Genomic DNA, 15,375 nt, shown 5'->3' with positions numbered 1-15,375 from the left:
CATCTTGCCGTTTCCTGAGGAGCTAATCCTCCACCACGACGCCAATAGCCACATCCGGGCAGACGATGCCGCAGATATTGCATTTGATGCATTTTTCAGGATGGACCTGTTCCACATAATTGTATCCCTGGCCGTTGATATGGGCACTGATGGCCAGTACCTGCTTGGGGCAGGCATCCACACACAGGCCACAGGATTTGCAGCGACGCGCGTCAATGATGTGAACTTTAACCTTGCTCATAAGTTACCCCTTCAGGCCCGCTTCATAGCCGGTGTGCAGTGCCTTGATATTCATTTCCAGCAGGGCAGGCTTTTTGGCGCCCATGGTCTCCGTGAGGACCTGTTCGACGGTCTCCAGCTTGAGCAGGCCTGTCCTGGCCAGGACAGCTCCCAGCATGACCATATTGGCAGAGCGGACGGAACCGGCTTCCATGGCCATATCGGACACAGGCAGGCCCACCTGGACGAAACCCTCAGGGGCCCGGGGCTCTTCCACCAGCGAGGTGTTGCAAAACAGGGTGCCACCGGGAGCGGTGCCTTCGAAGCACAAGTCATAGATGGATTTGCTCAGGGCGACGGCCACAGTGGCATCCTTTTCTACGATAGGGCTGCCGATGGGGCCATCGGAAACGATCACATAGGCCGTGGAGTCGCCACCGCGCTGTTCGATACCGTAGGTCTGGGTCATGACGACCTTGAGCCCTTCCTTGATGGAGGCCAGGCAGACAAGCTTGGCCATAAGAGCGGAACCCTGACCGCCAGAACCGGAAAACATGCATTTAGTCAGCATTGTTCTGCTCCATTTCGTCCTTGAAGATTTGGGGCTGGAAATAACCGTTCATCTGGTTGGCACACCAGTCATAGGAGTCGCGTACGGATTTCTTGAGGCCGGTGGGACAGGGGACGATCATTTCCACGAAGGAGTAACCAAGACCGCGAACCTGACATTCGAAGGCCTTTCTGATGCTTTTCTTCGCGTGCATAATATGTTTGGCAGTGGCCACGCTCTCGCGTGCCAGGAATTTCACACCGGGCATGGCGCGCATCATCTCGGGAACCAGCAGGGGATAGCCCTGCCAGGTCACGTCACGTCCCTTGGGCGTAGTGGTGGTCACCTGGCCTTCGAGCGTGGTGGGGGACATCTGCCCGCCGGTCATACCGAACACGGTATTGTTGATCATGATGGTGGTGATGGGCATGCCCTTGTTGGCCGCATGGAGAAGGTCGCCGATGCCGATGGCGCTGGTGTCGCCGTCGCCGGCGTAGGTGAAGACGATGTTGTCGGGACGGGCCAGCTTGTATCCCACGGCGAAGGAAGGTGCGCGGCCATGGGTGGCTTCGATGGCATCGATGTCCATGTAGTGATGGGAAAAACCACCGCAACCGATGCCCACGATGGCTATCGCACGCTGGCGGATGCCCAGCTCTTCGATGGCTTCCGCCACCAGGCGGGTTACAACGCCGTGACCGCAGCCGGGACAGTAGCTGGTGAGTTTATCCAGGTTCAGGGTCTGGCCGTAATTCTTGCTAAGATTCTGCATCCGCTTACTCTCCCAGCAGGCTGTTGGTTTTGGCGATCATTTCATTGAGCGTGTACATGGGCATGTCGCCACCGGTCTTGCCGAAAAAGTGCACGGGTACACGGCCGTTCACGGCGAGACGCACATCGTCCACCATCTGGCCCAGATTCATCTCCACTACCAGAATCTGCTTCACACTGGCAGGGAGCTTGTCGAACGCCCTGACCGGGAAAGGCCACAGGCTGATGGGACGGATGCTGCCGACCTTTTTCCCTTCCGTACGCAGTTTGCGCACCAGATCCTTGCACATACGGCCATGGATGCCGAAAGCCACGACCACCAGTTCCGCGTCGTCGACGCTGTCCTCTTCCCACAGCTGCTCGTTTTCTGTGATGATCTCACACTTTTTACGCAGGCGTTCATTCATCTGGTAGCCGTCTTCGTGCGAGTAGCTGCCGGTGATCAGGGCGCGTTTGGGGTGGTCCTGCGTGCCGGTATAGGCCCAGTCGGACGTATCGAATTCGGCAGCGTAGTCATGGTACGCGGGAAGGATGGCGGATTCCGTGGTCTGAGCTGTCACGCCGTCAATAACGAAGAGCACCGGCGTGCGGTATGCATAGGCCAGGCGGATGCCGCGCGGCATGAGATCCACGATTTCCTGGCCGGAGGCAGGGGCCAGCACAGGGATATGGTAGTCACCGTGCCCACCGCCGCGGGTAGCCATATAGTAGTTGCTCTGTGCCCCTACGATATCGCCATCACCAGGGCCCACACGCATGGAGTCCAGCATGATGCAGGGCAGTTCGGCGCCGGCCATGAAGGAGATGGCTTCCTGCATCAGGGACATGCCGGGACCTGAGCTGGATGTAGCCGCCAGTTTGCCGGTGCAGGCCGCGCCGGCCAGAGCGCTGGAAACAGCCAGTTCGCTCTCCATCTGCATCATTTTGCCGCCGTATTTGGGCAGGATGACTGCGGTGCGCTTCATCACGTCCGTTGCCGGGGTGATCGGATAGGCGAAGTGATATTTGACACCGCAACGCGCCATGCTTTCGGCAAATGTTTCCGTATTTTTCAAGAACAAGGTTTCCTGCGACATATCCACCTCGGTGCTGTGAGGTCCTGGCCTCGATGAAGGTTGTTGCATTCTTTCCTGAAAAACTCAGAAGTCCTGATTGGTCGTTTTGTTTGTACCGTATTACGGTATTATATACCGTTTTTTAGACGGTACGCAGTTAGAGCTTATGTGTCAACGGGTTTACGGGATTTTATGAAAAAAAATTTTTAAGAATTTTTTGGGAAGGAAAAATTTTCCTAACCATTGACAGGAAATTTTTTTCTAAATATCGTTTGATATGGTATATAATACCGTAATACGGTATTATAAAAACAGAGCCATTACCCTCTCCCGGCCTGGAGCTGCTCACGCCGGGCCCTCACTTCAACCCGACCGGAGGGAACCATGTCATTCGCCACACCTATCAGCTTCGAGGAAGCCACACCGCACGCCATTCACAAGAAAGTTGCCACCGGCGCTTTCCTTGGTGTGATCACTGACGGCTACATCCTGGGCATCGTAGGCATCGCGCTCAGTTATGCCCAGGGCCCGTTGGGGCTGAACAGTTACTGGATGGGCCTCATCGGTGCCGGTGCCATGCTGGGCATCCTGTTCGGCAGCCTGCTCATGGGCCCCATTGCCGACCGCATCGGCCGTCGCAAACCCTTCCTCATCCTGATGGCTCTGTCCGTGGGCCTGTCCCTGTGGCAGTTCTTCATCACGGATCCCGTCTGGCTGGCCGTGGTCCGCTTCCTGCTGGGTATGACCGTGGGCGCCGACTACACCAGCGGCATCCCTCTGCTGAGCGAATGGACCCCGGCCAAGAGGCGCGCCCACATCCTGAGCTGGCACCTGGTCATGTGGACCCTGGGTTTCGTCATGTCCTATATCGTGGGGTCCTTCGTAGGCAGCCTTGGGGCCGAGAGTATGGGAGATGACGGCTGGCGCTGGATCATCATCTCTTCCGCAGTACCGGGACTGGCCGCTTTTCTCTATCGTTTCGGAACGCCCGAATCTCCCAGCTGGCTGGCCCGCCAGGGACGTGAAACCGAAGCTCTGGAGTTGATCCATACCTGGCTCGGCAAGGGCTACTGCCTTCCTGATTTGCAGGAAGAGCAGAAGGCTTCCGGATCGTGGTGCCGTTTGTTCAGCCCGGAATTACGCTACAACACGCTTGTTTCCGGTGTATTTTTTGCTGCCCAGGTCGTCCCTTTCTTTGCCATCGGCATCTTCCTGACCATCGTGCTGGAACAGCTCAATGTCAGTAACCCGCATGTATCCGGTATTCTGTATAACGTCTTCACCATGGCAGGGGTGCTGATCGGCACCTGGATCATTGATAAGATCACCCGGCGTTTTTACCTGCTCTCAACGTTTTATGGTGCGGCGGCTATCCTGACTGTTATGATTCTCTGGCAGACCATGCCGGGCACTCTGGCCATGATCCTGCTGGCGGCGCTGGCTCTGGTACTGGCCATGTCCATCGTTCTTGAATTCGCGTATCCCCCCGAGCTTTTTCCCACGGAACTTCGCGCATCTGGCGTGGGCCTGACTGTTGCCGTAAGTCGTATCGGGGCCGGCGGCGGTACATTCCTCCTTCCGGTTATCAGTGATGCCTGGGGGATCTATGCCTCCCTCTGGATGTGTGTCGGCGCGTTGCTCGTCGGTGGTATCGTGTGCCATTTGTGGGCGCCCGAAACTTCCGGCAGGGGCAGTAAGTAAGCATTCCAACCTTTCTTCATATCGTACCAAAGACACCCGCTGGAACGCTCCAGCGGGTGTCTTTGGTTCATCTGGGCTCAGGCCGCCCTGCGGGAAGATTCATTATAGGCGATCCTGTTATTCCCACCCGTATCGCAGAGCCAACGACTGACATGCCGAGTCCACAGGGGATACCAGCAGGAGCAGGGGGATGACTGGGGGCTGACACCCCTTTTGTGCCAATGTCGGTATCGCCTTGTAGGCGGTATGGGGGATTGGCGCCGGGTGCCAAAAAAGTGCTTGAAAAGTTGAAAATGGAAGGGAGAATTTTTATATATTATAAATAAAATGAGTATAATAGAGAAAAAGAACACGAACTTTCCATAAACTCCATGATCTGGAACGATCCCGTAGCAGGATGGGACATTCACTGCCGGACAGTGTCACCCCATCCCTGAGAGGTCAGCCATGCCTGTGTGTCCCACCTGCGGTTTCCCGGGAACGATCTACAAATGCGATGTTTGCGGCGATGTCCGTTGCAACGGCCATACGGTGAGCGCCGGCGGCCAGCGCGGCGCCTGCGGCACCACCAAGAGTCCCTTCGGTACGGCACAGCCGGCTGTGCCCAACGGCCGTTGCCGTGTCTGCCGCAAGGGCAGGTACAGAAAGATCTAGACCCCGCCGGGCGGTCCCGTCATGCGGGCCGCCCGCAAGGCCGGCCGTGCCCGGAAAGGGCGCTTCCCCGCATCGGGGCGGCGCCATGCCCGCAGGATGATGGCAAACGCCCTGCGCCGGTGCTATCCTCGCGCCCGGAACGGAATGTCCGGGCAGGAGGCTGTCCTGGAGGTCATGCCCGGCCTTCCTTTCCTTCTCCCGTGGAGTGCCGTTTCGGGAAAGCGTCCTTCTCATGGGCGCATCCCTTGCGGCGCTTCGTCGTGCCGTCACAATCTACCAAGGAGAGCTGTCATGCTGGGAGCCATCATCGGTGACATGGTGGGCAGTCCTTACGAGTTCCATCCCTGGCGGGGGGCCGCCGAGGCCTTTCCCCTGTTCTCTCCCCGTTCCCGCTTCACGGACGATACGGTGATGACCGTGGCCGTGGGCCGGGCCCTGATGCGGTCCCACGGTCAGGAGCAGGCCTGCCGGGAGGCCTTCATCGACGCCATGCACGAATATGGGCGTGCGTACATCCGGGCGGGGTACGGACAGCGTTTTTTCCGCTGGATCGTCACGGGCAGCCGCGAGCCGTACAACAGTTTCGGCAACGGCTCGGCCATGCGCGTCTCGCCCGTGGGCTGGGCCTGCGGCAGCCTGGAGGAGACCGAGCAGTATGCGGCCCTGAGCGCCTCCGTGACGCATGACCATCCCGAGGGCATCAAAGGGGCCTGCGCCACGGCGGCGGCCGTATTCCTGGCCCGGGACGGCGCCGGACGGGATGCCATCCGTGATTATGTCGCCTCCCGCTACGGCTATGACCTGGACCGCTCCCTGGCCGGGATCAGATCCTCCTACCGCCACAAGGAAAGCTGCCAGGAATCCGTCCCCGAAGCCATCATCGCCTTCCTGGAGAGCCATTCCTTCGAGGAGGCCGTGCGCAACGCCGTCTGGCTGGGGGGCGACAGCGACACGCAGGCCGCCATCGCGGGCAGCATCGCCGAGGCCTTTTACGGTGGCGTGCCGCAGGCGCTGCTGGATGCGGCGCTGGCACTCCTTGATGACCGTCTGCGCGGCGACGTGGCGGCCTGGTATGCCTGGCTGGCGGAGCACAGGGGCATCCGGCTTGACAGGAGGGCCGTTCCCGTTCAGGAACAGAAGACAGCTGTATCCGCAACAGGGAGGGACCGCATGGAGACCATGCCGAAAGCCGGGATGACAGGACAGTGGGAAACGACGGTGGACGAAGGGATGCTGGCCGCGGCAGTGGGCAGCGGGGAGGTCCGGGTTCTGGCCACGCCCGTGATGATCATGGGCATGGAGCGCGCCGCCATGGAGGCTGTCCGTTCCTGCCTGCCGGAAGGCGTGACCAGCGTGGGCACCCGTGTGGAGGTCAGTCACATGGCGCCGACACCCTGCGGCATGAAGGTGCGCTTTGCGGCCAGGCTCACAGCGGTCTCGGCCAACGGTCGCGGTCTGACCTTCGCGGTCTCCGCCCATGACGAGACGGGCCCCATCGGGGAAGGCGTCCATGAGCGCGTGGTGGTGGACAGGGAAAGATTCCAGAGCCGTGCCCAGGCCCGTGGCGGTCAGGGCTAGCACACAGGCCGCCAGGCCGGGCAGGAGCGCGGCGAAAAGGACCAGGCTGTATGGACAGGGAGGGGCAAAAGCTCCTCCCTGTTTTGGTGCCAGGCCGGAGCAGCGGCAAGGCTTTCGTGCCGTTGGGAGGAACAGGCGTGCCCTTCCGGCGGCGATCCCCCGTTTTCCCGTACGGTGCAAGGAAACGCTCTGGTCCGGTGCTGCCCGCCGCTACAGCCGGGGTGCCGGTGCATGAGACAGGGCCGGCGGACGGGAAAGGACTTGCCCGCCCGGGGAAGGGTAGGGTCAAAAAGTCTTTCCGCGGAGAAAAATGCGGGCCGCAGGATACGGCGGGCCGTGCCTGTCCTGTGCGACGTTCCCTGGTCATGGCCCCGGGCCTGCGGCTCCTGCCGTTACGGAGCCTGCGGCCTCACCGGCCTGCACGGGGCGCCACGGACAACATGGCTTGCCCTTTGCCGCGATACTGCGTACTTGTCTGGCAACCGCTCCCCCGGCCGCATGTCCCGGGGACGAAGACGGTACGGCAGCCCCCTGTTCCGTGCCGGATCGCAAGGCATCGAGGAGGCACGCGTGTTTTTTATCGGCTCACTGACCTGTCTGAGCATCTTTCTGGCCTGGCGCCTGGCCGCGCCCTGGTGCGCGCCGTTCCTGGCGGTCTGCGTGACAGCCCTGCTGCAGGTCCTCGCGGCCATGGGGGGCGTCTATCATGAAGTCCGCCTTGCCGTGGCCGTCCTGTCCCTGCTCTCCCTGCTGCCGGTCTGCCTTTCCCTGTTCGCCGCCGGGGCCCCCTGGCGCCGTTATGCCCGGACGGCGGCGCCTTCCCTGCTGTTCGCGGGCCTGCTGCTCCTGTTTGCCTGGCATTATGCCGGGGCCAGGCTCGTCTACTGGGACGAATTTTTCTGGGGCGGCTTCGTCAAGCACCTGGTGCTGGAGGATGGCCTCTGGACCTGGGGGGCCGTGCTGCCCCGTCATGACTCGGTGCTGCTCTATCCGCCCATGGTCACCATCCTGCAGGCCCTGCTCCAGCCCATGGGGAGCTTTTCGGAGCCTGCCGTGGCCCTGGGCGAGGCCGCAGTCCTGCTTTCCGCCACCGGTGTCGTCATCCATCTGGCCCGCGAGCGGGGCCTTTCGTTCTGGCCGGTCTGCTTTTGTGCCCTGGTGACGTTCGGCCTGCTGCGTTCCCTGGGGGCCCATGTGGATTATGGTTCCTATGTCTTCGGCTATGCGGAAAGCCTGCAGGTGGCCCTCTACACGGCATTGGCCATGCTGGTAGTCTTCTCCTGCCAGGAACGGTTGCCATATCTGATCTTGCAGGCGGGCTGCGCGGTGCTCATCCTGTGCAAACCCACCGGGATATTGCTCGTCCTGTGCGTGCTGGGCGCCTTTGCGCTGCGGCAATGGCACGGTGCGGCAAAGCAAAGATGCCGCCATGTGGCGTGGTCGATCGCCAGAGTGGTCTGGCCGGCTGTCCTGTGCTGGGGACTGTGGAAGATCTACCGTGCCATCTGCATCACGGGGGCGGCCGGAGCGGATTTCTCCGCCATGACCAATGCCTGGGGCCTGGAGACCATCGTTGATGCCGTGCTTGTGTATGCCCGGGCGTTTCTGATGCGGCCTCTCGTCAGTATTCCGGCCATAGGCCTGCTGACGTTCGCGACCGGCACGGCTCTGTTGCTGCTCCTCTCCTGCGGCGGGAGCTGGTACCTGCTGCGCAAGGATCCCCGGCTGCTGCCGGGGGGCAGGGGCCTTGCCGCACTTCTTCTGGCGGCAGGTTTTCTGGCCTGGGTGGCAGCCCATGCCTATGCGACCATGGCCTTTATGGATGCGCGGGAGCTGGCTTCCGCGGCCAGCTATGAGCGTTATGCCGCTGTCGGCATGGGGCCTTTGCTGGTCGGGACGGTCTTTCTTTTTCTGCTGCATGCCGCACAACAGGGGCATCTGTGGCAGGCCAGGCTCGTCCGCTGCCTCACTGTGGTGCTCATGGCCGTGGTCATGTATTTTTCGCTGCAACGGCCTGCGGGTGTCCCCGGACATCTGGCCGAGATGGAACAGGCCGCCCGGCTCCTGCAGCGATCTACGCCGGAGGGGGCTTCCTGGTGGCTCGTGGCCGGAGAGGCTTCCTATGAATATGGCATGATCTGCCGTTATCTGGTAATGCCGGAACGCAGCGCTGGTCGTGTGAGCGAGCGGGTGGAATTCAATCCCGTGGATTCCCTGGAGGAACAGTTGCTCGGCGGCAGGCTGCCTGCCGATTTGCGGGAAACAGCCCGGCGGCAGAATGTGGATTATCTGCTCCTGTGGCGTGTCCCCGACGATTTCGTGGCGCGCTACGGCAAGGAGCTGGGCTTGCATGAAGGTGAGGGGTTCCCGCTCCTCCTGCGTCTTGATGCCTGGCGCGAGGGAGCACGGGACTTTCCTGAGAAGATCGTCCTGCCGGCGGGGAACGGCCGGTGATGGAGGCGGGATGCGGTGCGGCCGCATCCCGGCCAGGGGAAAATGCTATGGAACATACGTGTGAACTGACTATCCTGATGCCCTGCCTGAACGAATCCGAGACACTGGCCACCTGCATCATGAAGGCCAAGGCCTATCTGGAGCGCTCCGGCGTCGACGGAGAGGTGCTGATAGCGGACAACGGCAGCACGGACGGATCCCGGGAGATAGCCCGCGGCCTGGGGGCCCGGGTGGTGGATGTGGCGCAGAAAGGCTACGGTGCGGCCCTGCTGGGAGGCATCGCCGCGGCGCGCGGCAAATACATCATCATGGGTGATGCCGATGACAGTTACGATTTCTCCAGCCTCCAGGTCTTTGTGGACAAGCTGCGCCAGGGCGTGGATCTGGTCATGGGCAACCGCTTCAGGGGCGGGATCGCTCCCGGGGCCATGCCGCCGCTCCACCGTTATCTGGGCAATCCGGTCCTGAGCTGGATCGGGCGCCTGTTCTTCCGTATCAGTATCGGGGATTTCCATTGCGGGCTGCGTGGTTTCAATACCGAGGCCATCCGGCGCTGCGGCCTGAAGACCACAGGCATGGAGTTCGCCTCCGAGATGGTGGTCAAGGCCTCCCTCTACGGCCTCAGCATGGCCGAGGTGCCCACCACTCTGGCCAGGGATGGCCGCAGCCGCCCGCCGCATCTGCGTACCTGGCGCGATGGCTGGCGTCATCTGTGCTTTCTGCTGACCTATGCGCCGCACTGGCTGTACATGTATCCGGCGCTGGCCCTGATGGGCGTGGGCCTGCTGGGCGTGCTGCTCCTGCTCTCCGGTCCCCTGTCCGTGGGCAGCGTGACCTTTGCCAACAAAAGTTTCGTGACCTTCGCCATGCTGCTCATGCTGGGCATGCAGGTCATGGGGCTGGGGGTCGTGGCGGCCGGGCTGGCCGGGACGCATCTGCCGGGCCGGGGCGTCAGCCTGCTGGCACGCCTGGCCTCCCGTGACAGGCTGGCGTTCGTGGCCCTGGCCTTCCTGGTCCTGTTCGGGGTCAGCTACGGCTATTGCTTCTCCGCCTGGTCAGGTGCCGGTTACGGTGATATGGCATCGCCCTTTGTGGACAATCTGAGCATCCTCGCCATCGTCTTCGGCGCCATGGCTGTTTTTTCCTTCATGCTGGCGTTCATCATCGCCGTGTGCAAGGAATTCGGCATGCGGCAGTGAGCCCCGGCAGGCGCGGGAAAGAGAGAGGGCCGGAGCCGGGGCCTTGCCTGCCATCATCAAAACAGGTAGGGGATCAAGCATGAGATACTGCGCTCTCTTGCTGTGCTGCCTCCTCTGGGGGGCCCTGACCGTCGTCGCCTCCCCCCTGGATGCGGACAGCTTCTTCACCGTGGACATCCCTGAAGGCTGGAGCATCGAGGCCCGGGACAAGGGCTCCGTGACCTTGCTTTCCCCGGATGCCGGCATCATGGTGAGCCTGGTGACGGGCCTCAACGGGGGGCGCAGCCGTGCCGATATCGTGGAAGCGTACCGCAAGATGCTGGATGCGCCGGATGTCCGCCCCCGGGCCGATGATGTCTACGAGCTGCAGGGCCATGCGGGGGAGATCCCCATGCGGGGCGTGCTGGCGCTGGGGGCCGACCGGCATGTGCTCGTCCTGCTGGCCGGGAAGGTGGACGATGCCCGGGCCCAGGCCATCGTGGATTCGCTGGCCCTGAAAAAATAGCGTGCGGGCCGTTCCGCTTCCTTGCGGGGGCGGGGCACCGGCCCTGATCCTGAAAACGCATCTGTCCCTCGCGGGGACGGAGCGGCATCCCCCCGGCATGGGCGCCGGGGGAGAGCCCGTCCCGCATGGGGGGCCGTCTGTCCTGCCAACTGAAAATTTCAAATGGAAGCGTCCGTCCCGCATGGGAGAGGAGCGGACCTTGCGTGAAGAAAGATCGTCGTCCCTGGGATGGCGGTCTTTTTTTATGGCAAGGAGAAAGGCGACGCGTACGGCTGCCCCGGCAGGCGGCTGTCCGTGCAGGGAAAAGATGGCGCGGTCCCGGGCCTGGGACCATGCCCGCCGCCGGCATCAGGGGCGGGAGGACGTGAGGGGTCTGGCACGGGACCGGCCGTGTCGGGCGGGCCGGGAGGACATGGCAGGGATGGCGGGTCGCACCACAGGCGCGGCCGGGGCCGGAAAGGCCGCTGCCACGCGCAGGATGCGGCTGCCGGCCCCTTGTGGGGCGGCTGCAATGGGTATATGCTCCAAAGATTCCGCCTGCCTCTGGCGTGAGCAGGCGCACCGTTTTTACAAGGGATGTTTTCCATGTCGAATCATAGCGAGTACCTGAACAAGGTGTTGTTGAGCCGGGTCTACGACGTGGCCGTCGAGACCCCGCTGGATGAGGCCGTGAGCCTTTCCCGCCGCCTGGGCAACCGCGTGCTGCTCAAGCGGGACGACCTGCAGCCTGTGTTTTCCTTCAAGCTGCGCGGCGCCTACAACAAGATGGCCCGTCTTTCCCCCGAGGAGCTGCGCCGCGGCGTCATCGCCGCCTCGGCCGGCAACCATGCCCAGGGGGTGGCCTTGGCCGCCCGCCGTCTGGGCTGTGAGGCCGTCATCGTCATGCCCGTGACCACGCCCGCCATCAAGGTGGACGCCGTGCGCCGCCTGGGCGGACAGGTGGTGCTGTTCGGTGAGTCGTTCAGCGACGCCTGGCGGCATACGCTGGACCTCATCAAGGAGACCGGCTACGTCTTCATCCCGCCTTTTGACGACCCCGATGTCATCGCCGGACAGGGTACCATCGGCATGGAGATCCTGCGTCAGCATCCCGACCCCATTCACGCCATTTTCGTGCCCATCGGCGGGGGCGGGCTTGCCGCCGGCGTGGCCGCCTATGTGAAGAACCTGCGGCCCGAGATCCGCGTCATCGGTGTGGAACCTGTGGACTCCGACGCCATGCGCCGTTCCATCATGGCCGGGCACCGCGTGGAGCTCAAGGACGTGGGCCTGTTCGCCGACGGCGTGGCCGTGAAGCTGGTGGGCGAGGAGACCTTCGTCCTCTGCCGTGACCTGCTGGACGACATCATCACCGTGGACACGGACGCCATCTGCGGCGCCATCAAGGACATTTTCGAAGATACCCGCGTGGTGGCCGAACCGGCCGGCGCGCTGGCCCTGGCCGGTCTGCGCGCCTATGCCCGCGCGGGCAATCTGCGCGACACCACCCTGGTGGCCGTGGTCAGCGGCGCCAACATGAACTTCGACCGCCTGAGCCATGTGGCCGAGCGGGCGCGCTTCGGCGCCAACCGCGAAGCCCTGCTGGGCGTGACCATCCCCGAGAAGGCGGGCAGCTTCCGCCAGCTGGTGCAGGCCATCAGCAACCGCAACATCACCGAGCTGTGCACCCGCTTCGCCGACCCGGTCAACGCCCATGTGCTGGTGGGCATCGACATCAAGAACAGCGACGAGGTGGCCTCCGTGCTGGAAGACCTGCGGGCCGCCGGTTTCACCGCCTGCGACCTCACGGACAACGAACTGGCCAAGCTGCACCTGCGCCACATGGTGGGCGGCAACGCGCCCCAGGTGCACAACGAACGCCTGATCCGCTTCTTCTTCCCCGAGCGGCCCGGTGCCCTGCTCAATTTCATGGACGCCATGCGCGTGACCTACAACTTCACCCTGTTCCAGTACCGTTATCACGGGGCGGACTTCGGCCGCGTGCTGCTGGGGGTGGAGGTGCCCGAGGAACGGCGCGAGGACTTCGAGGAGTTCCTGGCCCGCGTGGAACGCATGGGCTATCCGCATGTGGACGAGACGGACAACCCGGCCTACAAGATGTTCCTGGGCTGGCATCACGACAACTGATGCCGGTCCGCACGGGCAGACCGTTCCGTGTTCAGGAGGCCGTTCCTTCGGGGGCGGCCTCCTGCCGTTGGGAGGCCGGAGGCACGGGGGCCGGGGCGGAGCTTCCATGCCGCGGCGCAGGGCAGGTCCGGCGCCGCCGGAATGGCCGCGGCCGCGCGCCGCAGGCTGTACGGGACCTGTCCCGGCCCTCCCCGGCAGCCGTCCCGTCGTCATTGACAAGCCGGGACAGTTGGCCGAACATGGACAAAACCGGTATCGCCAACTTTTTACCGTCTGGCAGGACGCTATGATTCGCATTCAGGAAATTCTCGACAAGGTGGCGGCCAACAACCATGACGCCAATCTGGAGCTGATCCAGAAGGCCTATGTGTTCGCCGCCACAGCCCACGCGGGGCAGACGCGCCTTTCGGGCGAGCCCTATCTGTCCCATCCGCTGGCCGTGGCCTATACCCTGGCCGACATGGGTTTCGACGAGCCCACGGTGGCGGCGGGCCTGCTGCACGATACGGTGGAGGACACCGGCACCACCATCGAAGAGATCGACGACAAGTTCGGCGAAGATGTGGCCGACATCGTGGACGGTGTCACCAAGATCAGCATGATCGTCTTCGAGAACAAGGAAGAGGCGCAGGCCGAGAACATCCGCAAGATGATCCTGGCCATGAGCCATGACATGCGCGTGCTGATGGTCAAGCTGGCCGACCGCCTGCACAACATGAGCACCCTTGATTTCCAGAAGCCCCACAAGCAGCGCCGCATCGCCCAGGAGACCATGGACATCTACGCGCCCCTGGCCAACCGCCTGGGCCTGTACCTGCTCAAGCGCCAGCTGGAGGACCTGAGCTTCAAATACCTGCGGCCGGACATCTACAACCAGATCGACCACTGGCTGGACGCGCATCAGGTGGTGGAAAAGCAGATCATCGAAAAGGTGGTCTCCCTCATCCAGGACCTGCTGGCCTCCAACGGCCTGGAGGGGCAGGTCTACGGGCGCATCAAGCACAAGTACAGCATCTACAAGAAGATGCAGTCCCAGTCCCTGACCCTGGACGAGATGCACGACATCATGGCCTTCCGTGTGCTGGTCAAGGACATCCGCGACTGTTACGCGGTGCTCGGTCTGGTGCACTCGCAGTGGAAACCGGTGCACGGGCGCTTCAAGGACTACATCTCCATGCCCAAGGCCAACGGCTACCAGAGCCTGCACACCACGGTCATCGGGCCCGAGGGCGAGCGCATCGAGATCCAGATCCGTACCGAAGAGATGCACCGGCAGGCCGAGCACGGCGTGGCCGCGCACTGGCTGTACAAGGAGAAGGGACGGGTCAACTCCAAGGACCTGGAGCAGTTCTCCTGGCTGCGCGAGATCTTCGAGCGCCAGAGCGACGAGGCGGATTCGCGCGAGTTCATGCATTCGCTCAAGCTGGACCTGTTCAAGGACGAGGTCTACGTCTACACCCCTGCCGGTGACGTGAAGGAGCTGCCCGAAGGCGCCACGCCGCTGGACTTCGCCTTCCACATCCACAGCAAGGTGGGGCACCACTGCGCCGGGGCCAAGATCAACGGCCGGCTCATGCCGCTGGGCACGCCGCTCAAGAACGGCGACATCGTGGAGATCATCACCGATCCTTCGCGCAACCCCAACCGCGACTGGCTCAAGATCGTCAAGACGGCCCGCGCCCGCAGCCGCATCCAGCGCTACCTGCGCACCGAGGAGCGCGCCCACGCCCTGGCCCTGGGCCGGGACATGCTGGAAAAGGAAGGCCGCAAGGTCAGCCTCAACGTGGCGCGCGCCCTGAAGGACGGACAGCTGGCCATCGTGGCACAGGAGATGAACTTCGAGAACGTGGACGAGCTGGTGGCCTCGGTGGGGTACGCGCACATCACGCCGCGCCGCGTGCTCAACAAGCTCTATGCCGTCCTGCACCCCGACAATGCCGCGGCCGCGGAACCGGCCACGCCCACCATCAAGGAAAGCAAGGAAGCCGCCAAGCGCAAGAGCGACGGGGTGGGCATCTCCGGCTGCGACGGCGTGCTCATGCGCTTCGCCAAGTGCTGCAACCCGGTGCCCGGGGATCCCATCATCGGCTACATCAGCCGCGGCATGGGGGTCACCGTCCACCGCGCGGACTGTCCCAATGTGAGCAATATGGAGCCGGAGCGCCTCATCTCCGTCCATTGGGACGGCGAGGAGAAAAAGCCCTACGAGGCCGGCATCTTCATCCTGGCCCAGAACCGCAGCGGCGTGCTGGCGGGCATCGCCCAGCTGCTGGCCCTGCAGGGCATCAACATCACGGCGCTCTCGTCGCGGGCGCTGGTGGACGGGCGTGCCGAGCTGCGCCTGACCGTGGAAGTGTGCAACGCCACCCAGCTCTACGATGTCATCGAGGCCATCCGGGGCCAGTCCGGCATCCTGGAAGTGGTGCGCGATACCGAAGAGGCCTAGCCCGGAATGCCGGGCTGCCGTGGCACGGCCTTTTTCCGCCGGGGAAAGACGCAGGGGACACCGCACGGTGTCCCCTTTTTCGTGGGGCATACCGCGACAGTTTTGGGCAACAATTT

12 protein-coding genes are annotated in these 15,375 nt (G+C 63.0%); 8 read left to right on the top strand and 4 right to left on the bottom strand.

Annotated features, from left to right (window positions below; all coding sequences use genetic code 11):
* Positions 1 to 22 precede the first annotated feature (22 nt).
* Genes DESPIGER_RS05820 through DESPIGER_RS05805 form a run of 4 tightly spaced genes read right to left on the bottom strand, consistent with a single transcriptional unit; the run spans position 23 to position 2,565 of the window.
* Positions 23 to 241 carry a 4Fe-4S binding protein gene (locus DESPIGER_RS05820; protein WP_072334254.1) on the bottom strand — a complete coding sequence of 73 codons (219 nt, stop codon included), beginning with the start codon at positions 239 to 241 and terminating at the stop codon, positions 23 to 25.
* A 3-nt stretch (positions 242 to 244) separates the two neighbouring features.
* Positions 245 to 790 (bottom strand): 2-oxoacid:acceptor oxidoreductase family protein, encoded by a 546-nt coding sequence (locus tag DESPIGER_RS05815; protein ID WP_072334251.1) that lies wholly within the window; start codon positions 788 to 790, stop codon positions 245 to 247.
* The gene (locus DESPIGER_RS05810) at positions 780 to 1,541 is read right to left on the bottom strand and encodes a thiamine pyrophosphate-dependent enzyme (protein ID WP_072334248.1); all 762 of its coding nucleotides are present in this window, start codon (positions 1,539 to 1,541) and stop codon (positions 780 to 782) included. Before DESPIGER_RS05810 ends, DESPIGER_RS05815 begins: the two co-directional genes overlap by 11 nt.
* Before the next feature lie 4 nt (positions 1,542 to 1,545).
* Complete coding sequence (locus tag DESPIGER_RS05805; RefSeq protein WP_231927645.1) at positions 1,546 to 2,565, bottom strand: pyruvate ferredoxin oxidoreductase; 1,020 nt, start codon at positions 2,563 to 2,565, stop codon at positions 1,546 to 1,548.
* A 414-nt stretch (positions 2,566 to 2,979) separates the two neighbouring features.
* Between DESPIGER_RS05805 and DESPIGER_RS05800 the strand changes: the two genes are divergently transcribed.
* From DESPIGER_RS05800 to DESPIGER_RS05765, 8 genes are all read left to right on the top strand, one after another.
* Positions 2,980 to 4,296 carry an MFS transporter gene (locus tag DESPIGER_RS05800; protein ID WP_072334243.1) on the top strand — a complete coding sequence of 439 codons (1,317 nt, stop codon included), beginning with the start codon at positions 2,980 to 2,982 and terminating at the stop codon, positions 4,294 to 4,296.
* 447 nt (positions 4,297 to 4,743) lie between these two features.
* Positions 4,744 to 4,950: a hypothetical protein gene (locus DESPIGER_RS05795; RefSeq protein ID WP_072334241.1), complete on the top strand. Its 207-nt coding sequence runs from the start codon at positions 4,744 to 4,746 to the stop codon at positions 4,948 to 4,950.
* A gap of 291 nt (positions 4,951 to 5,241) precedes the next feature.
* Positions 5,242 to 6,528, top strand: a complete 1,287-nt coding sequence (locus DESPIGER_RS13275) for a thioesterase, FlK family (RefSeq protein ID WP_072334239.1) — start codon at positions 5,242 to 5,244, stop codon at positions 6,526 to 6,528.
* A 570-nt stretch (positions 6,529 to 7,098) separates the two neighbouring features.
* A complete protein-coding gene (locus DESPIGER_RS05785) occupies positions 7,099 to 8,982 on the top strand; it encodes a hypothetical protein (RefSeq protein ID WP_072334237.1) in 1,884 nt (627 codons plus the stop codon).
* A gap of 47 nt (positions 8,983 to 9,029) precedes the next feature.
* A complete protein-coding gene (locus DESPIGER_RS05780) occupies positions 9,030 to 10,181 on the top strand; it encodes a glycosyltransferase family 2 protein (RefSeq protein WP_072334235.1) in 1,152 nt (383 codons plus the stop codon).
* Between the two features lie 79 nt (positions 10,182 to 10,260).
* A complete protein-coding gene (locus tag DESPIGER_RS05775) occupies positions 10,261 to 10,686 on the top strand; it encodes a hypothetical protein (RefSeq protein WP_072334233.1) in 426 nt (141 codons plus the stop codon).
* A gap of 585 nt (positions 10,687 to 11,271) precedes the next feature.
* Positions 11,272 to 12,813: a threonine ammonia-lyase, biosynthetic gene (ilvA, locus tag DESPIGER_RS05770; protein WP_072334231.1), complete on the top strand. Its 1,542-nt coding sequence runs from the start codon at positions 11,272 to 11,274 to the stop codon at positions 12,811 to 12,813.
* Between the two features lie 286 nt (positions 12,814 to 13,099).
* Entirely contained in the window at positions 13,100 to 15,259 is a 2,160-nt protein-coding gene (locus DESPIGER_RS05765; protein ID WP_072334229.1) for a RelA/SpoT family protein, read from the top strand.
* Positions 15,260 to 15,375: the final 116 nt, after the last annotated feature.

This window comes from Desulfovibrio piger (genome assembly GCF_900116045.1).
Taxonomy (GTDB): domain Bacteria; phylum Desulfobacterota; class Desulfovibrionia; order Desulfovibrionales; family Desulfovibrionaceae; genus Desulfovibrio; species Desulfovibrio piger_A.
The sequence above is the reverse complement of the archived record's forward strand: the minus strand, read 5'-3'. Positions and strand labels throughout refer to the sequence as shown.